Source organism: Bradyrhizobium sp. G127 (assembly GCF_021502575.1).
GTDB lineage: Bacteria > Pseudomonadota > Alphaproteobacteria > Rhizobiales > Xanthobacteraceae > Afipia.
This window is the reverse complement of record NZ_JAKFGN010000002.1, coordinates 561052-577883: the sequence shown is the minus strand read 5'-3', so window position 1 is coordinate 577883 and position 16832 is coordinate 561052. Positions and strand designations below refer to the sequence as shown.

The window sequence follows — 16832 nt, the reverse complement described above, 5'->3', positions numbered from 1 at the left end:
CGGATCGCGAAACGCTGAGGGATGGCATGCTCATCATCAAGGCCAATGGCGCGAACATTCCCGCGATAGGTCTGGGAACATGGGAACTGCGCGGACGTGCCTGCGCGCGCATCGTGGAGCAGGCGCTCCGGCTCGGTTATCGCCACATCGACACCGCGCAGGTCTATGAAAATGAGCGTGAGGTCGGCGATGGCGTGCGCGCCTCCGGCCTCAAGCGCGGCGAGATGTTCGTCACGACCAAGGTCTGGACCAACCATTTCGCGCCCAACGATCTGGTGCGGTCCACCAAGGAAAGTCTGGTGCGGCTGCGCATGACCGAGGTTGATCTGCTGCTGCTGCACTGGCCCAACCCGCAGGTCCCGCTGGAGGAAACGCTCGGCGGGCTGGTGCATGCCCAGGAGCTTGGCTTGACGCGGCATATCGGAGTGTCGAATTTCACGGTGGCACTGATCGAGGAGGCGGTTGCAAAAAGCGCCGCGCCGCTGGTCTGCAATCAGGTCGAGTATCATCCCTACCTCGACCAGACCAAGGTGCTGGCGGCGTGCCGTGAGAATGGCCTCGCGATGGTGGCCTACAGTCCTGTCGCCAAGGGCCGCGTCAAGAAGGCCGAGGCGCTGAACCGGATCGGCGCGCGTTACGGCAAGACGGCGGCGCAAGTCTGTCTGCGCTGGTTGGTGCAGCAGAACGTTGCAGCGATTCCGCGCACATCGAAAGTCGAACGGTTGTCAGAGAATATCGAGATCTTCGACTTCGCGCTGGACGAAGCGGAAATGGACGAGATTTTCGCCATGGGAACGCGCGGCGGGCGGATTACCGATTTCGGTTTCGCCCCCAAATGGGATTGATCTTGCCACTGCGATCGCCCATTCAGGGCCAGTGTCCTGAATCCGAAGTTCGCGTCATCTTGCAGCGCGCTCCGAGCGAACTTCGGATTCAAAAGGACACTGGAAATTATAGCTCTAGTGTGGTTTTGGTTCGCAAGTCCGCAAGAGAAGGTGCGGTAGCAATGATGCGGACTTGCGAACCACCACACTAGCATGTTTTTCAGCCTGTCCAAGATCCTCGGTTTCTTCACCGTCCCGTCGAACGTGGTGGCGACGCTGTGCGCGCTCGGCGTGCTGTTGCTCGCGACGCGATTCCGCAAAGCAGGATCACGCATCCTGATCCTCAATGTCGTGCTGTTGCTGGTCATTGGATTTTCGCCGCTTGGCCATCTGTTGCTGTTGCCGCTGAGCGAGCGCTTTCCGGCCTGGAGTGCGGCAGGGCGGCCCCCCGACGGCATCATCGTGCTGGGCGGCGCCATCGATCCCGAGAGCAGCCAGGCGCGCGGGTCGCTCGAAATGGATGCTTCGGCGGAGCGCATCGTTACGATGCTGCAACTGGCGCGGCGGTATCCTGCGGCGCGCATCGTGTTCAGCGGCGGCAGCGCCAATCTCATCGAGACGCCCGTGCCGGAAGCGCCGATCGCCGGCGACCTGCTGGAAGACTTCGGCACGGCGCGCTCGCGCATCGTGCTTGAGAGCGACTCCCGCACGACAGCGGAAAACGCGACCTTCACGCGCAAGCTGATTTCCCCGAAACCGGGTGAGCGGTGGCTGCTGGTTACATCGGCATTCCACATGCCGCGATCCATCGGCGCATTCCGGAGGGCTGGCTTCGATGTCGAGGCCTATCCGGTGGATTGGCGCTCGCGAGGCTGGAGGGACGGACTGACGCCATTCACGACGCTCAGCGCGGGACTCGCCCGCACCGACGTGGCGGTTCACGAATGGGTTGGGCTGATTGCCTATTGGGCGACCGGCCGCAGCAGCGAGTTGTTTCCCGCTCCGCGCAAGGCCAACTAGGCATCATCCCAAAAAGCGGGCGCAGGTTTTCGGACTAGATCATGCCCCATAGGTCAGTCATGCCGGGGCAGGCCGAGGCGATAGACGCCGCGAAAGTCGTTCGGGTCGGCGGGCTTGCCCTTGCGATAAATCACGAGGCGGCCCGCTTGCGCCAGCGCTACAGCCGACCGGCGGATCGGCACCAGCAGTCCATGCCAGTCGTTGTCCGCGGCGATGGCGTGCGCGATCTCTGGCGCGCTGAGGGTCTTGGCGTCGGCGCGCGCCAACACCGCGAGGATCGCTTCATCCAGCGGGTCGGTATCCGCGGCTTTCGAATCGGAATTGTTCATGCCCATGCCATGACGCATCGCGGCCGGTGCGGCAAGCGCAGACGGCCTAATTCGTCATGGCGCGATAGGCGTCGGAATCGAATTGCCGCCGCCATATCACCACGAGGATGGCCAGTGTCGTTGCGATCAACACCCAAGGGCTGATGAACCAGCCAAGATAGCCCAGCGCGAACAGGAATGCGCGCTGGCCGCGGTTGAAGTGCCGGCCAGCGGACTGAAACAGCTTTGTGGTTCGCATCACATGCGATTGGGCTTCAGGCGTATCGCGTTTTTCGGCGAACGGCATCGCGCCGAGCAGGATGGCGACGTAATTGAACAGGCGATAGGCCCAAGAGAACTTGAAGAACGCATAGACGAAGATCACGATCAGCCCGACGCATTTGATCTCCCACAAGGCGGGGGAACTGCGTATGCCGAGCGGCAGGGTGGCGAGCACCGACATCGCTTCTTCGGTCGAGCGCAAAAGCGTCAATCCGCCGCCGATCGCCAGCAACGTCGTGGACGCAAAGAAAGCGGTGCCATTTTGCAGCGACGCCATGATCTGCATGTCGACCATCCGCGCTTCGCGGTCGAGGATGCGCCGCACCCAGACCTCGCGATAGATGCTCATGCGGGCGTTCAGACTGTTGCGGCCATGGGCGGTCCGTTCCAGCGTGATCGCGTAGACAGCCCATGCGAAAATGAAAAATGCGATCGCCACGATGTCGGCCGTTGCAAACAGGTTCACGATGGAATGCCCTTCGATTGATGGCCGCCACGATAGAACAGGCTCCGGACGAGTGCGAAGCGGTTTTGGCATATCGTCGGGACCGATTGCCTGTCGCGCGCCGGCCGTGGCAAAGGTGTTCCACACGGAGATTCCCAGCAATGGCTTTGATGCTCGCGATCGGCAACAAGAACTATTCCTCGTGGTCAATGCGGCCCTGGATGGCGTTGAAGGCCGCGGGGATCGCGTTCGAGGAGGTCGAAATTCCACTCTACACCGGTCCCGCCGACAAGCAGCGCATTCTCGATTTTACGCGCTCGGGCAAGGTACCGGTGCTGATCGATGGCGACATAACCGTCTGGGATTCGCTGGCAATCATCGAATACATTGCGGAGCGGTTCCCCGACGCGCGGCTGTGGCCGCAGGATGTCGCCAGCCGTGCCCATGCCCGGTCGGTTTCCGCCGAGATGCATTCGGGCTTCATGGCGCTGCGCAACGAATGCGGCATGAACATCCATCGGCCGATCGGCTCCAAGCCGCTCTCGGACGATGCCAAGGCCAACATCGCCCGTGTCCAGCAGATCTGGACCGAATGCCGTGCGCGGTATGGCGGGCAGGGGCCTTATCTGTTTGGCGCATTCAGCGGTGCCGATGCGATGTTCGCGCCGGTGATCCATCGCTTCCGGACCTACGCCATCGAAGTGACTCCGCCGGTTCGTGGCTACATGGACGCGATGCTGGCAAATGCCGTCTTTCAGGAGTGGACCAGGGCCGCACTGGCCGAGACACTGGTCATCGAGAAGTTCGAGATCGATTGATACGGAGTGCCGCTCGCGAGAATGTGCCTGCGCGTTGCCTTGACGCCCGGGGGCGAACCACCCTTGGTTACCACTCACATTGATTTTCAATTTGAGGATTAAATCATGGGCATTCTGGACATGCTGACCAGCGTGATGGCTTCGAGAGCCGCCAGCGAACTGGAAACTGCCGTCATCCCGGTCGTCCTGAGCGAAGTGCTGGGCAACGGCAGCGAAGGCGGCTTATCCGCGATCGTCGCCAGGTTGCAGCAGGCCGGCTTTGGCGATCAGGTGAAGTCATGGATCGGAACCGGACAGAATCTCCCGATCAGCGCGCAGCAGCTTCAGGAGGTGCTGGGAAACGACGTGGTCAGGCAACTTGCTACGCGGTTCGGTATTCCCGTCGATCAGCTTTCCACTGTGCTGGCTCAGGTTTTACCTCCGGCTGTCGATCGGGCGAGCCCGAACGGGGCGCTTCCCCACACGGCATGAGGCGCTTTGGCTAACATGCTGATCTTGCCCACAATTCGCGACCTATTCTCTTCAAGGCGGAATTGCGGTGTTGCATCTTGCTGGACCCTGCGTTGAGGCATATGCAGGGCCAAAAAATCTACTTATATTATTGATATATATCAATAATTACGGTGTCGCCCCTGTATCGGTTTGTCTGGCCAAATGAAGGTCCGGCATGCTATACGGTCGGCGGGCGTTAAACTGGCTTTTGCCGGCAACGGCAGGCCACCAAAATGCGCGTATCGCGTGATGGAGCAAGGTGTTGAAGCACAAGTTCATCGTCGGAGAGACTGTCTATTTTACGGCAAGCAACGTGGCGCGGCCAGCTGCGAGCGGAACCTACGAGGTGATCCGCCTGCTTCCGACCGATGGAGATGACTGCCAGTATCGAATCAAGAGTTCGACTGAAGCCTTTGAGCGTGTCGCCAAGGAAAGCCAACTCGCCGTAGCGTAACAGGTTTTCGGCCTGACGGAATTTTGCCGCGGTTGCGGCGCTTGGTCTGGTTCGTCTTAAAGGGGACCGTGTATGAACCGGGCGTGGGCAACGTCGATCGAAGATTTATGGCACTCGCAGAATTTGCCGATGTGGCTGACTATTGCAGCCGCGGGCTTTTTTGCCGTCGTCCTGCTGGTTACGCTGTTTCGTGCTGAGCGGTCCGTCGCCAATGGCGCGTTGACCGTCATCACGCTTCTTGCCATCGGCATCGCCGTGACCAGCATGATGCGCGAGTCAGGTATCGCGGGCGGCGGTTCGTCCAGCGATCTCAAATCATCCGGGCAGGCTGCAGCGTCCCTGCCGGCGCTGGCGTGTCTCGATGGGCTGGCAGGCGAAAGCGTCGAGGCGGCCTGCGAAAAGGCCCTGTTCGCGTCGGCCGATTCCGTTGCGGCTGGCGTCTCCTATACCGCAGCTCAGGTCACACGGCTTGCGGCCTTCGGCAACGCGGCTGCCGCGAACAAGGTGATGACGCCGGAGCTGAACGCGCTGCGCCGGACGATCGAGCGCGACCGTTACGGGCTGGTCGCGCAGGTCCTGACAACCCGCGAGGGCTGCACGCTCTCCTCGCCATGCCCCTTCTTTCAGTCGCTCACCAATTCCGCGCAGATTTCGTCCAACATGAGCGAAAAACTGTATGACGGGTTCGTCAGCCGCTATGCGTCGTCGTGGAATACGCCGTCTGCGGTCGCCAGCACCGGCGCTGCTTCTCCAGCCCCCATTGCAGCGCTTGGCACTGTGCCGCCGCCGGGTAGACCGGTCTCTGGCGATTTCCCGAGCGCGGCATCAATCCCCCCGATCAACATCATGACGCCTGAGTCGGCGGCGCAGGGCGCGCAGGCGGGGCAGCGAACGGCGGAACCAGGTGCTTCACCGCCCCCGCGCAGCGCGCCTGCTGCTGTGATCAATCCTCAGCCGGCCCCGACAGCGGCGAAAAAAGCCGCGCCGCAGAAATCGCGTGCACAAGCTCCGGTGCAGCTTGCGCCTCCCAAGGAGAGCGATGATAACTGATCGCTCTCTTTCATATGACGCGTGACGCTCACGTCGCGCCTCGGCGATTCCGAATATGCCACTTCACCTCATCAAACTCAGCGTCGGCGCGACGTCCGTCAAGGATCTCAAAGGTTGGATCGCTGAGCGCGTGAAGCAGGCCAAAGCAAAGGGTTTGCCGCCGCGCCACGTTCACGTCACGCGCATGGCTCCCAAGCGCGTCGATGAACTTCTCGATGGCGGATCGATCTACTGGGTCATCAAGGGCGAGATCGCCGCGCGCGAGAAAATTCTCGCCATCGAACCTTTCCGCGACAAGGATGGCATCGGCCGGTGCCGTCTGGTGATGGAGCCGAAGCTGATAGTCGTATCGCCGCGTCCGATGCGCCCGTTCCAGGGCTGGCGTTATCTCGATCCCAAGAGCGCGCCGCCCGATCTCGGCAAGGCCGCGGCCAGCGTCGCCGCGATGCCTGAGCCGATGCGGCGCGAACTGCGCGAGCTTGGGCTTTTGTAAATTACGCCTTGAAGTTGTCGATCAGGCGCGTCGTTCCGATCTTGCCCGCCACCAACAGCCGCACCGGTCCGTCGTTGAACGATGAAATCGGCGCCAGCGTCTCGGCGTGTCTGGCTTCGAGATAATCGAGCGCAAAGCCGGCCTTGCTGATGATGTCGGCGCCGTCCGACAGCGCCGCCTTGAAATCGTCGCCATCGCGCATCCGCTTGGATGTCGCCTTCAGCGTGCGAAACAGCACAGGCGCTGTCCGGCGCTCGTCGGGCGACAGGTAGACGTTGCGCGATGACATCGCGAGGCCATCGCGCTCGCGGACAATCGCGCCGCCGATCACCTTTACGCCGAGATCGAGATCGCGCGCCATCCGCGTGACCACCTTGAGTTGCTGGTAGTCCTTCTCTCCGAACATCGCCATATCGGGACGCACCTGGGTGAACAGTTTGGCGACCACAGTGGCGACCCCGCCGAAGAAGTGCGGGCGAAATTTATCCTCCAGCCCCGCCAGCGCCGGGCCTTCCGGCGCGATCCTCGTCGCAAAGCCTTCCGGATACATCGTCGTGACGTCGGGATTCCATACCAGATCGACGCCCTCGGCGGTCAGGCGCGCGATATCTTCCTTCCAGGTGCGGGGATAGGAGCCGAGGTCCTCGTGCGCGGCGAACTGCGTCGGGTTCACGAAGATCGATACTGCGACCTTCTTCGCGCGCCGTTTGGCAAGACGAACCAGCGACACATGGCCGTCATGGAGCGCCCCCATGGTCGGCACGAGGGCGAGGGTGGCATTGCGCTTGCCGAGCTCGGCGCGGGCGCGATGAAGCGAGGAGAGGGTGCGTGCGATGATGGGGGAACGGGTCATTCGTGCCGATGTCTGAAGGGGTTTGTCGGGGCGTGTGCGCGGACCTTAACAAGGCAGCCCGGGCGAGCCAACGACCTCAGGCATCGATCGTCGCGCGCCGCCGATTCATCATGAAATCTGACGCCAGCCGCATTTCGCTTGATTCTTTCCGCGCTTATCGGAAGATATCCACAGGGGATCTTGCATGCTTTTGCAGACGAGTCAGGGGCAGTCCGGGTCGGCGCATGTCGTCGTGCTGGGTAACGAGAAAGGCGGGTCGGGGAAGTCCACCACCGCGCTTCACATCGCGGTGGCCTTGCTGAAGGCCGGGCAGCGCGTCGCCACCATCGATCTCGACTCCCGTCAGAAGAGCTTCACCCGTTACATCGAAAATCGCCGGGCCTGGGCGCAGCGCACAGGCCTCTCCCTTGAACTGCCGCATCATTGCTGCATCGCGTTGGGCTCCAGCATGCAGATCGACGACAACGAGGCGTCGGAGTTCGAGCAGTTCTCGGCGGCGATCAGCGCGGTCGAGCGGGCCTATGACTTCATCGTCATCGATACGCCGGGGGCGGACAGCTATCTGATGCGGCTGGCGCACTCGATGGCTGACACCTTGGTCACGCCGCTGAACGACAGCTTCCTAGATTTCGACGTTCTCGGGGCGGTCGATCCCACCACCTATTCCGTGATCGGTGAAAGCCACTACGCCACGATGGTGAAAACCGCGCGTAAGCAGCGGCGCGATCTCGACGGTGCCACCACCGACTGGATTGTGGTGCGGAACCGGCTGTCGATGCTGGGCTCGCGCAACAAGCAGCTTATCGCCGAGGGGCTCGACCAGCTCTCGTTCCGGCTCGGCTTCCGTCCGGTCGACGGTTTTGCCGAACGGGTAGTGTACCGCGAGTTCTTCCCGCGCGGCCTGACCGCACTGGACGATCTGGACGAGGCGACGCTGGGCACCCGTCCGAACATGGCCCACGTCACCGCCCGCGAGGAGGTCACTGGCCTTCTGCGGCACCTGAAGCTGCCGCTCGACGAGCGGGGCCGCCGCCGGGCTGCGACTCGGGCAGAGTGGTTCGCTCAGGTGGACCGGCCGCTGGAAACCCACGGACTGACGGCCTAAATCCGGTTCAGGCGGACCGGTTCCCTTGGGTATTTTTGCGGCGGATCAAACCCCGTTTTCGGATTAAGACTACAATTTTAAATGTTCCGACCCGAACTCATTGGGAGGTGGGGGCTTATAATCCATAGGCTGGGGGAAGAAATGGCACATTTGATGCATCGCACAAAATAGGTGTCGAACATCAGGTACATTCCCAGGAATTATTTTGGTTTGTCACATCCGTGTTACGATCGGGCTGGACAAGCGAGAAGGATTCCAAAACACTATGACCACGGGCCGATGCCGGAAAACATTCGGCCGGTTCTGATATTTCGAGGACGTGATGAAGCGCGGAATTTGCATCCTGCTTGGTCTGAGTGCGGTGGCGGTCGTCGCCTACTTCACTGCGAGCAAATGGGCGATCCGTCACGAGACCTTGACCTTCTACGACGCGGAACGGGGGCGGCCGATTGACGTGGCCATTGCTGTCCGGCGCGACAAGGAAATGGCCGCGAACGCGGGCATGAACGTGTTGCCGGTTGCGATTGTTAATCACGGCAATACCGTCAAGTTTACGGAATATTCGTTCCTTGCAAACGTCCTCGCCGCCCGCGGCTATATGGCGGTCAGCATCCAGCACGATCTGGCGAGCGATGCGCCATTGGTTACCAAGGTTGGCGAACTCTATGTCGGCCGGCTTCCGGTCTATGAGCGCGGCGTCAAGAACATCGAGTTCGCCGTCGCCCAAATGAAAAAGATTCAGCCGAATGCGGACTATGGTCGCCTGACCATGGTGGGCCATTCCAATGGCGGCGATATCTCGATGTATTTCGCCAAGATGCGTCCGGACGAGGTGAAGAAGGTTGTTACGCTCGACAATCTGCGCGTCCCGTTCCTCACCGAGGGCAAGTTCAAGATTCTTTCGTTCCGCTCGAAGGATCCTGTGTTCAAGGCCGATCCTGGAGTCGTGCCGGATGACGATGTCTGCGAGCAGACGGGAATTACGGTGGTCAACACCGGATTCCAGCACACTGACATGAGCGATCGCGGACCGGACAATGTGAAGACATCGATTCAGGGTGTCCTCGACAAGTTCCTGGAGGACGACAGCAAGCTGGGGCCGGTCAACACCAACAAGATCGTGGTGCCGAAGCCCAGCCCTGTGGCGCAGGCTCCTGCCACCAACTGAAATCTCATTGCGAAGCTGCGTCTGACCTCCGGGGCGCAGGTCACACGTTTGCGTGAATGCAATTCCGGAATCGACCGCTCACCTCGTACCGCCACATTCCATTGATGGCATGACTTCTGCTTGCGTTGATTCACCCAAGTCCATGAGGTGACAGTCATGACCACCAACAGCTTTTTTCGGTCTCCTGCGCTCGCACCGTCGGCAGACGAGCGGGCCACTACACCCGCTGTTAGCGACGACGAATGCCTGTCGCGTCTGGCGCAAGCCGTTGCGGAACACGATGACCGGCGGCTGACCGAGGTGGCGCAACTCATCGGGCGGCTTGCGGTTCCTATCGAGTAGGCAAACCCCGACGGAGCATCATTGACCGCTCTGTAATCGCGCTCCACATAAGACGCGCAACCGAATGCGAGACTTGATGGCCCGCGATCCGACCATACCAACACCCGGCACGTCGCCGGTCACCGGCGGCAATCGTACCGTCCCGGAAACGCAAACGTCGGCCGCCGACATCGCAGCATTCGTTGCCAAGGCGCGCGCGATGACGCCGGGCAAGTCCGGTACGGGCCGTCTGATCTTCGCGCTCGACGCCACCATGAGCCGGCAGCCGACATGGGACATGGCTTGCGCGCTTCAGGCCGACATGTTCCGCGAGGCGGGCAGCATTGGCGGCCTGTCGGTTCGCCTCGTCTATTATCGCGGCATGAACGAATGCCGCGCGAGTCCGTGGATATCCGATACCGCACAGCTTGCCAGGTTGATGGGCAAGATCGATTGCCAGGGCGGCCAGACTCAACTCGGCCGCGTGCTGTCGGACGCGCGCCGGGAAGCGATTGCGTCGGGCGTGCGCGCCATTGTGTTCGTCGGCGACGCCATGGAGGAGAACGTCGATGCGCTGTGCGCCACGGCCGGCGAACTTGGCCTGCTCAAGGTGCCATGCTTCATGTTTCAGGAGGGGAATGACCCGACGGCGGAAGCCGCGTTTCGCGAAATCGCGCGCCTGACCGGTGGCGCGTGGTGTCGCTTCGACATGGGGTCGGCGGCGCAGTTGCGCGAGTTGCTGCGCGCTGCGGCTGCTTACGCGGCCGGCGGACGCGACGCCCTGATGCGGCTGGCGAAGAATACCTCCGGTGCCGCGGCGCTGCTCGGGCAGATGAAGTAAGCGTGTTTCCGAAGCGGGAACCGGTTTTCGAACAGGTCACACTTAACCTGCGAACCATGCTGCGCTATTTCGCAACAAACCGGTTTAACAAGCCCCGGTATCACCATAGATCGGGTATGCGTATTGCTGGCGCGTGTCGAAGACTGACTTTGCAAGGATGATCTGATCCCCATGCCGACCCTGATCGCAGGCATTGTCGCCGTCGCGCTGATCTACGTTGCTCTCAACGTCATCAAGGGCGCAGATCCAAAGTGGCTCGCAAAAATCATCCGCGGTGGCGGAGGCGTGGTCACGCTGGCCGCGGCGCTGTTCATCGGGATCAGGGGCGAACTGGCTGTTGCGATTCCGCTCGGCGTTTTCGGCGCGGGCCTGCTGGGGTGGTCGCCGTTCGGCGCGCAACTCGGCTCGGCCTGGGGCAGCTACGGCCCCGGCGCGTGGAAATCACAGGGGCAGAAGTCCCAGGTACGGTCCCAGTTTATAGAGATGACGCTCGACCACGACACCGGTGCGCTTGAGGGGCTTGTTACCGCCGGACCCGAAGCGGGGCGCGTACTGGACGAATTCACGCTCGACGAACTCGTTGCTCTGGCGCGGGGGTTCGACGCGGAGAGCTGGGCGCTTCTTGAAAGTTATCTGGACCGCAGGTTTCCCGCCTGGCGTGAGCACGCGCAGGGCGCAGGGGCAGGCGGGGGTGGCGGCGAGGATCGCCGTGCGGCGTCGAGCGGCAAAATGACGGCGGAGGAGGCTTATCAGATCCTTGGCCTGAAGCCCGGCGCGGGGCGCGACGACATCAGCCGGGCTCACCGGGGTCTCATGAAGAAACTTCATCCCGACCAAGGGGGCTCGACGTACCTCGCTGCCCGTGTGAACGAAGCCAAGGACACTCTTCTTCGCAATCATCGCTGACTCCAGCACGCAACATCACGCTACAAACTGCGAGCAGCCTTTCCGTCTCTGTTTTGAATGCCCCTGCGGACGCCCGCCGTTGTCCGGCGTGATCGTTTCCACGATTAAGGTTTTAGAGACCAAATCTTGAAAAAGGGTTGTCGTGCGCACTCCGTGTTCAAAAAGAAAAAAGCCCGCGGCAGCGCTGCGGGCTTTTTTGTATTCGGCAGTCTGACCGAATTGGCGATCAGTTTCTGATTGCGATGCAGGAAATGTCCGAGCGCTTCAGCGTACGGCACGCGGCTTCGGCGGAATCCTGATTAAGGCCCGCGAAGCGGGCGCGATAGAGCGTCTTGCTGCCTTTGGAGACGGTCTCGGTGAATTGCTCGGCGTCGCTCAGCAACTTGCTGGCACTGCCGCGTGCGGCATTGAGACGCTGACGAGCCTCGCTTTCGCTTTCGAGTGCGCCGACCTGAATGATCCACCCCGAGCGTGCCACCGCCTTGATCGCGCCGTTCTGCTGCACGGTTTGGACAGGCTGTTGCTGAACGGGGGACAGGGCGGCTTGCTGGACCGGTTGTGGAGCGGGTTGCTGCGGCGCGGACGACGTCTGGAGCGCCATGGCTTGCGCGCCCAGCGTGGTCGGAGGCGTGCCGCGCGGATTGGGATCTGCGTAGGCTAAAGTCTGCGCATGAGGTGAGGACGATGAAGAGGCGGGAACGCTGCCGATGATGCCTTGTCCGATCCCATTGCTGGTGTTGGGCTGGGCCGGCAGCGGCGCCGGGAATTCATTGCGCGGCTGCGCGTAGGCGGCGGGCCAGGGTTCTGCGCGGCGCTCGGCCTTCGGCTCCACGGCAACGTCGGGCTTGATCTCGGCCTTGGCGACGACGGCCTTCGATGTTTCGGCGACATCCGCCTTGCGCGGTGCAGGGATTGTGCTGGTCGAGGCCGGAGCTACCGGCGCGGCGGAGGCAACCTTCGTCTGTCCCATGCGGACCTGAACGGTTTTCACCCGCACCGGGGTCATCGGTTCCGCCGAACCTGGGATCGTCGCGAGCGGCGACGAAATCACGCCGCTGGTGAGCGGAGCGGGCGCGGGCTTGTCCTGAGCAAGTCTATCCTGGACCGGATTGTCCTGGGCTTCCGCTGCAGCCTTCGCCGGAGTGGTGGGCGCGCGCGGCAAAGGAAGAGGAACGGGCTCCGCCGGGGTGGACGCAACCTTGATCGCGCCCTGCACCTGAACCACCGGCGCGGGGCGGGACTTGGTCTCCACCTTTGTCTCGGTGTCGTCGGCATCTGCTGCGCTGGCAATTCTGGTATCGCCGCTGCTGCGTTCGGTGATTGCCGCGACGGTGCGGCGGGTCGCGGCTTCATCGAGATGTTCGGCGAGCAGGTTGCGCATGATGGCGTCGCGCGAACCGCCGCTGCGGCCGCCCATCACGACGCCCACCAGATAACGGTTGCCGCGTTTCATCGATGTGACGAGGTTGAAGCCCGACGCCCGCGTATAGCCAGTCTTGATGCCATCGACGCCTTCGACGCGGCCGAGCAGCTTGTTGTGATTGCGGATCGAACGGCCGCGATAGTTGAAAGCCTCGGTGGAAAAATACCGGTAGTACCTTGGGAAGCGGTCCTGGATGGCGCGGCCGAGCGTTGCCTGGTCACGAGCAGTGGTGACCTGATCGTCATCCGGAAGACCGGATGCATTCTTGTAAATCGTTTTGCTCATGCCGAGCGCGCGCGCCTTTCGCGTCATCAGTTTGGCGAAGTCGTCTTCGTCACCGGCAATTGCTTCGGAAATCACGACGGCTGCGTCGTTGGCGGAGCGTGTCACCAGGCCCTTGATCGCGTCCTCGACGCGCAACGTCTGGCCGGGGCGAAGCCCGAGCTTGGTCGGCGCCTGTTGCGATGCATGCTGCGAGACGTCCATCTCTGTGTCGAGCTTCATCTTGCCGCTCTCCAGCTGCTCGAACAGCAGATAGAGCGTCATGATCTTGGTCAGCGAGGCGGGATGGCGCAGGCTGTCGGCGCTGGTCGCCTGTAGCGTGCCGCCGGAATTGGCATCAACAATGATGGACGAGAAGGCAGGACTGTAACTGGAGACGGCAACGCGGTGTTGGCGGTGGCGCCGCCGCGCGTCTGCGGTGTCGGTGGTGAAGGCAACGGCCACGGAGATCGTGGCGAGGCCGAGAAGGCAAAGACGAAGCGCGCGTGACGCCGCCGACGATTTGACCCCAAGCATGAAATTCCCCGTCCGATTCCCAGTTTATTCGCCTCGTTCTGAGGCCAAATTTGGTCCGCGCAGCCATTCCTTCGCGGCCACGGCGTCCATGCGAAGCCGCTGCTCCGGACCTCTTCGGCCGGATGCTCGTTCATCCGGCTAAGGTGTTGGAGCAGCGCCGCTTTTTCGGATTCTCGACCGAACGCGAAAAGCGCAGGGAATCAAACTAGGAGGCGACGGTTTCAAAAGGGTTAAGCAAGCGTTTCCGCGATCGGCGGGATTCATTGCGGATTTGAGACAATTGTGCGACGCACCAGATTCTTGACATTTTTTGTGCAATGCGGCATATTTAGGCGTGGTTAGGGAGCCGGGTACCTCCCGGCATGTGCAGGTTTCAGTCTCAAGTCTGGGAAAGGATACCGTTAATGGCTCAAGTTGAAGAAATTCAGAAGTACGGCAAAGAGCAGTTCGAGGCGGCTGTCGCTTCGGTCAATACGTTCTCGACCGGCATTCAGTCGATCGCGAATGCCTACGGCGAATACGCCAAGAAGTCGTTCGAAGACACCAAGGCTTTTGTGGAAAAGCTCTCCGGCGTGAAGTCGGTCGAGAAGGCCATCGAAGTCCAGACCGAATTCGCGAAGACTTCTTACGAGACCTTCGTTGCCGAGTCGCAGAAGATCGGCGAACTCTACAGCGATCTCGCCAAGCAGGCCTTCAAGCCTTTCGAGACGCTTGTCGCCAAGGTCGCTCCGACCACGCACTGATCTCACGGCTCTCCACCAACGAAAAAGCCCGGCGAGCAGCCGGGCTTTTTTATTGGTCGCGTCGCCGCGGCCTTATTTTGCGAGGCGCAGTTTCGACAGGGATGCCCCGATCGAACTGAACGCTGTGTTGATGCCATCCGCAGTGGTCGTCGAGAAGTAGTTTGTGCTGCCGCTCGCGCAGTACGACATGACACTCGAATTGTTGTCGTTGTTGGTGTTCACTTGGATCGTGTAGATCGTGATGCCCGCCGCCTTGGCGTTGTCGCAAAGCAGTCTCTGGCGCGCGTCGATGGTCGATACGCTTGTGCTGGTGCGGTTCTGCGTGTTGTCGCCGTCCGATAGCAGGATGATCGCCTTCGTATATTTGAAGTTGGAATCCTCCGCCGGCGCGTTGAACGGATTTTGCTGCAGCAGGGACAGCCAGCCCCAAGCCATGCCGATGGCCTGGTTGGTGTTGCCCTCCGGCTGCATCGCATCGACCTTGTTCTTCAGTACCGTCCAATCGTAGGTCAAAGGCAGGATCGAGGTCGGACAGTCGGAATAGTTTTCTGCGGGGAATTGCGTGTTGCGATTGGAAGCATTGTTTGCAGTCTGGGTCGTGCTGTAGGGCGCTGTGCTCAGCGTGTCGTAAGCGGTCGGTGTGTCGTAACGATCCGAGACGCAGCCGGTCCAGCCGGTTTTTGTTGTCGCGGTCCAGGACGAGTTGTTGATGTTCTGGCAGTCGCTCTGGGTCATGAAGCCCTTCCAGCTCGAACTCCAGCCATTTGATTGATAACATTGCCCAAGATCCCAGCGCAGCCACTTGGTGCTGGTATTGGCGATGCTGCTGACATTGACGTCCTTTGCGAAGGGGACGATGGAAATATAGACGTCGCCGTTGGTTTTCGCCGCGGTTTGCATTTGATCGATCAGGCTCTTTGCGGCTGTTTTCAGCGCGCTCATCTTGCCCGCACTGGACATCGAGCCCGTATTGTCCAGCACCATCGCCACGCGCAGCTTGGTCGTGCCCCACGCCGTGGTTGAACTCGCGCCAAAGTCGATGGTCGGGTAGCCCACGACTTTCATGAAATCGGTTGCCATGCTGGCCGTGCCGGTCACAACCACCCGCGACCCCTGGCTCGCGCTGTTGGTGTAGGTCGCATTCACAACGACGTTTTGTGCCTCGGGATGCTTGTAGAGCGAGTTGAAATAGGTCTGCGCTTTTTGATTGATCTCCGCGGCGGTCATGGTGCTCGTCGCGTCCCTGGAAATCATCAGGGCTGCGGTATCGAGCGCCGCCTGCATCGCCGTGCGGGCGTTATTGACGCGGGAATAGTCAATCGCGCCGCCGACGAATCCCAGTATCGGGAGGATTGCGATGCCAAACAGCACGGCTACGTTGCCGCCTTCGTCGCGGCGGAAGCGTGTGATGGAACTGCGGACCCGGTCGAAGATCGATGCATCAGGCATGACGTCACCAGAAAAATGAGGTTCTGGGACGCGGGATAGTCCGCAGGCATGAAGAGGTAGTAAAATGCGCCGCAGAATAACGGGTACACCTGAGACGCAGGCGTCCGGGGAGGCCGGCCCGGTAGCTTCATCGTAAAGGTCCGGTTGCCCGCTTCGTTCGAATTTTATCGATTTCCCAGCCGCACGAGCAGCAGTCGAAGGCAGGGAACGCTTCAAAATCGATGCAACGGTCATGGCAATCACCAGAAAATGGGTCGTGCCAAGTCGTAGGGATGGGCGATGAAGGGGCGGTAAAAGTTGACGCCAATCTGGCTAAAATGCCCGATTAAGTGCGGACTCTGGCGTTGATTCGGCGCTTATCGCCAACAGTGCCTCAACGGATAGCGACGGAATTAGCGTGATTTTCCGGCAGCTGCATTAACCAAAGGCATCAGCGGCGAGATGACGGCGGCGATTGTTAGGCCCAGCTCCCGTCCGTCACGGCGTGCTTGCGGGCGGCGCAATGGCGACCCATATTGTTAATGTGATCCGGGGGTGCTTTGCCGCCTACGGACCGCGTTTTGTGGGGATTTCGAACTCTCAGGCCATGCTGCAATTGACTTCATATCCGGAACCGATCGCGGCGCCTCAGGTGACCGGCGAGCGAACCGCCAGCGTCAACCCGCGCATGAGCAAGGATGACAACGGCAATAGCGGGCGGGGTGGTCCGGGTACGTCTGTCATCACCAAGGTCAAGCCGAAGACCAAGCGGCCGAACCTGTATCGCGTCCTGATCCTGAACGACGACTACACTCCGATGGAGTTCGTTGTTCATGTTCTAGAGAAGTTCTTCAACAAGGATGTTGAAGCCGCGACCACGATCATGTTGCATGTACATCACCACGGCATCGGAGAATGCGGCGTTTTTACATACGAGATCGCCGAAACCAAGGTGACGCAGGTGATGGACTTTGCACGAAAACATCAGCATCCTTTGCAATGCGTGATGGAAAAGAAGTAGCATTTGAGTCTGATCCGGAATTGGGAACCGGATTGGGGA

Annotated in this window: 19 protein-coding genes; 14 read left to right on the top strand and 5 right to left on the bottom strand. The window is 61.0% G+C overall.

Annotated elements, in window-relative coordinates:
- The first annotated feature begins 26 nt into the window (after positions 1 to 26).
- Both LVY71_RS14690 and LVY71_RS14685 read left to right on the top strand, forming a co-directional pair.
- Positions 27 to 845: an aldo/keto reductase gene (locus tag LVY71_RS14690; protein WP_235100602.1), complete on the top strand. Its 819-nt coding sequence runs from the start codon at positions 27 to 29 to the stop codon at positions 843 to 845.
- Positions 846 to 1037: 192 nt separating this feature from the next.
- Positions 1038 to 1844 carry a YdcF family protein gene (locus LVY71_RS14685; RefSeq protein ID WP_235100601.1) on the top strand — a complete coding sequence of 269 codons (807 nt, stop codon included), beginning with the start codon at positions 1038 to 1040 and terminating at the stop codon, positions 1842 to 1844.
- A 53-nt stretch (positions 1845 to 1897) separates the two neighbouring features.
- On the opposite strand, the gene LVY71_RS14680 is transcribed toward LVY71_RS14685, so the two are convergent.
- Positions 1898 to 2173 (bottom strand): DUF3253 domain-containing protein, encoded by a 276-nt coding sequence (locus LVY71_RS14680; protein WP_502797583.1) that lies wholly within the window; start codon positions 2171 to 2173, stop codon positions 1898 to 1900.
- Positions 2174 to 2219: 46 nt separating this feature from the next.
- On the bottom strand, positions 2220 to 2900 hold the full coding sequence (locus LVY71_RS14675) for a DUF599 domain-containing protein (protein ID WP_235100599.1): 681 nt from the start codon (positions 2898 to 2900) through the stop codon (positions 2220 to 2222).
- A gap of 140 nt (positions 2901 to 3040) precedes the next feature.
- Between LVY71_RS14675 and LVY71_RS14670 the strand changes: the two genes are divergently transcribed.
- The 5 genes from LVY71_RS14670 to LVY71_RS14650 all read left to right on the top strand — a co-directional run bounded on the left by LVY71_RS14670 (position 3041) and on the right by LVY71_RS14650 (position 6186).
- The gene (locus LVY71_RS14670; RefSeq protein WP_235100598.1) at positions 3041 to 3697 is read left to right on the top strand and encodes a glutathione S-transferase family protein; all 657 of its coding nucleotides are present in this window, start codon (positions 3041 to 3043) and stop codon (positions 3695 to 3697) included.
- 105 nt (positions 3698 to 3802) lie between these two features.
- Complete coding sequence (locus LVY71_RS14665; protein WP_235100597.1) at positions 3803 to 4168, top strand: YidB family protein; 366 nt, start codon at positions 3803 to 3805, stop codon at positions 4166 to 4168.
- A gap of 283 nt (positions 4169 to 4451) precedes the next feature.
- Complete coding sequence (locus LVY71_RS14660; protein ID WP_002712198.1) at positions 4452 to 4643, top strand: hypothetical protein; 192 nt, start codon at positions 4452 to 4454, stop codon at positions 4641 to 4643.
- Between the two features lie 72 nt (positions 4644 to 4715).
- Positions 4716 to 5693, top strand: coding sequence for a hypothetical protein (locus tag LVY71_RS14655; protein ID WP_235100596.1), 978 nt, complete (start codon positions 4716 to 4718; stop codon positions 5691 to 5693).
- Between the two features lie 55 nt (positions 5694 to 5748).
- Positions 5749 to 6186, top strand: a complete 438-nt coding sequence (locus LVY71_RS14650; RefSeq protein WP_235100595.1) for a DUF1489 family protein — start codon at positions 5749 to 5751, stop codon at positions 6184 to 6186.
- A gap of 1 nt (position 6187) precedes the next feature.
- Here LVY71_RS14650 and panC read toward each other — a convergent pair whose 3' ends face one another.
- Positions 6188 to 7039 (bottom strand): pantoate--beta-alanine ligase, encoded by an 852-nt coding sequence (panC, locus tag LVY71_RS14645; protein WP_235100594.1) that lies wholly within the window; start codon positions 7037 to 7039, stop codon positions 6188 to 6190.
- 184 nt (positions 7040 to 7223) lie between these two features.
- On the opposite strand from panC, the gene LVY71_RS14640 reads away from it, so the two are divergent.
- The 5 genes from LVY71_RS14640 to LVY71_RS14620 all read left to right on the top strand — a co-directional run bounded on the left by LVY71_RS14640 (position 7224) and on the right by LVY71_RS14620 (position 11380).
- Complete coding sequence (locus LVY71_RS14640; RefSeq protein ID WP_235100593.1) at positions 7224 to 8144, top strand: division plane positioning ATPase MipZ; 921 nt, start codon at positions 7224 to 7226, stop codon at positions 8142 to 8144.
- A 322-nt stretch (positions 8145 to 8466) separates the two neighbouring features.
- A complete protein-coding gene (locus LVY71_RS14635) occupies positions 8467 to 9312 on the top strand; it encodes an alpha/beta hydrolase (RefSeq protein ID WP_235100592.1) in 846 nt (281 codons plus the stop codon).
- A gap of 156 nt (positions 9313 to 9468) precedes the next feature.
- Positions 9469 to 9654 (top strand): hypothetical protein, encoded by a 186-nt coding sequence (locus LVY71_RS14630; protein ID WP_235100591.1) that lies wholly within the window; start codon positions 9469 to 9471, stop codon positions 9652 to 9654.
- A 76-nt stretch (positions 9655 to 9730) separates the two neighbouring features.
- The gene (locus tag LVY71_RS14625; RefSeq protein ID WP_235100590.1) at positions 9731 to 10474 is read left to right on the top strand and encodes a vWA domain-containing protein; all 744 of its coding nucleotides are present in this window, start codon (positions 9731 to 9733) and stop codon (positions 10472 to 10474) included.
- Positions 10475 to 10645: 171 nt separating this feature from the next.
- Positions 10646 to 11380, top strand: a complete 735-nt coding sequence (locus LVY71_RS14620) for a DnaJ domain-containing protein (RefSeq protein WP_235100589.1) — start codon at positions 10646 to 10648, stop codon at positions 11378 to 11380.
- A 226-nt stretch (positions 11381 to 11606) separates the two neighbouring features.
- Here LVY71_RS14620 and LVY71_RS14615 read toward each other — a convergent pair whose 3' ends face one another.
- Positions 11607 to 13601: a D-alanyl-D-alanine carboxypeptidase gene (locus LVY71_RS14615; protein ID WP_235100588.1), complete on the bottom strand. Its 1995-nt coding sequence runs from the start codon at positions 13599 to 13601 to the stop codon at positions 11607 to 11609.
- 404 nt (positions 13602 to 14005) lie between these two features.
- On the opposite strand from LVY71_RS14615, the gene LVY71_RS14610 reads away from it, so the two are divergent.
- Positions 14006 to 14344: a phasin family protein gene (locus LVY71_RS14610; protein WP_235100587.1), complete on the top strand. Its 339-nt coding sequence runs from the start codon at positions 14006 to 14008 to the stop codon at positions 14342 to 14344.
- Positions 14345 to 14416: 72 nt separating this feature from the next.
- Here LVY71_RS14610 and LVY71_RS14605 read toward each other — a convergent pair whose 3' ends face one another.
- Positions 14417 to 15793 (bottom strand): vWA domain-containing protein, encoded by a 1377-nt coding sequence (locus LVY71_RS14605; RefSeq protein WP_235101509.1) that lies wholly within the window; start codon positions 15791 to 15793, stop codon positions 14417 to 14419.
- Between the two features lie 586 nt (positions 15794 to 16379).
- On the opposite strand from LVY71_RS14605, the gene clpS reads away from it, so the two are divergent.
- Positions 16380 to 16793 carry an ATP-dependent Clp protease adapter ClpS gene (gene clpS / locus LVY71_RS14600; protein WP_235101508.1) on the top strand — a complete coding sequence of 138 codons (414 nt, stop codon included), beginning with the start codon at positions 16380 to 16382 and terminating at the stop codon, positions 16791 to 16793.
- Positions 16794 to 16832 lie beyond the last annotated feature (39 nt).

Coding starts and splice junctions, on each gene's coding strand:
- LVY71_RS14650 (WP_235100595.1), top strand. CDS start 5,749: ATGCCACTTCACCTCATCAAACTCAGCGTCGGCGCGACGTCCGTCAAG.
- LVY71_RS14615 (WP_235100588.1), bottom strand. CDS start 13,601: ATGCTTGGGGTCAAATCGTCGGCGGCGTCACGCGCGCTTCGTCTTTGC.
- LVY71_RS14680 (WP_502797583.1), bottom strand. CDS start 2,173: ATGAACAATTCCGATTCGAAAGCCGCGGATACCGACCCGCTGGATGAA.
- LVY71_RS14610 (WP_235100587.1), top strand. CDS start 14,006: ATGGCTCAAGTTGAAGAAATTCAGAAGTACGGCAAAGAGCAGTTCGAG.
- LVY71_RS14620 (WP_235100589.1), top strand. CDS start 10,646: ATGCCGACCCTGATCGCAGGCATTGTCGCCGTCGCGCTGATCTACGTT.
- LVY71_RS14635 (WP_235100592.1), top strand. CDS start 8,467: ATGAAGCGCGGAATTTGCATCCTGCTTGGTCTGAGTGCGGTGGCGGTC.
- LVY71_RS14625 (WP_235100590.1), top strand. CDS start 9,731: ATGGCCCGCGATCCGACCATACCAACACCCGGCACGTCGCCGGTCACC.
- LVY71_RS14665 (WP_235100597.1), top strand. CDS start 3,803: ATGGGCATTCTGGACATGCTGACCAGCGTGATGGCTTCGAGAGCCGCC.
- LVY71_RS14655 (WP_235100596.1), top strand. CDS start 4,716: ATGAACCGGGCGTGGGCAACGTCGATCGAAGATTTATGGCACTCGCAG.
- LVY71_RS14690 (WP_235100602.1), top strand. CDS start 27: ATGCTCATCATCAAGGCCAATGGCGCGAACATTCCCGCGATAGGTCTG.
- clpS (WP_235101508.1), top strand. CDS start 16,380: ATGCTGCAATTGACTTCATATCCGGAACCGATCGCGGCGCCTCAGGTG.
- LVY71_RS14605 (WP_235101509.1), bottom strand. CDS start 15,793: ATGCCTGATGCATCGATCTTCGACCGGGTCCGCAGTTCCATCACACGC.
- panC (WP_235100594.1), bottom strand. CDS start 7,039: ATGACCCGTTCCCCCATCATCGCACGCACCCTCTCCTCGCTTCATCGC.
- LVY71_RS14685 (WP_235100601.1), top strand. CDS start 1,038: ATGTTTTTCAGCCTGTCCAAGATCCTCGGTTTCTTCACCGTCCCGTCG.
- LVY71_RS14640 (WP_235100593.1), top strand. CDS start 7,224: ATGCTTTTGCAGACGAGTCAGGGGCAGTCCGGGTCGGCGCATGTCGTC.
- LVY71_RS14630 (WP_235100591.1), top strand. CDS start 9,469: ATGACCACCAACAGCTTTTTTCGGTCTCCTGCGCTCGCACCGTCGGCA.
- LVY71_RS14670 (WP_235100598.1), top strand. CDS start 3,041: ATGGCTTTGATGCTCGCGATCGGCAACAAGAACTATTCCTCGTGGTCA.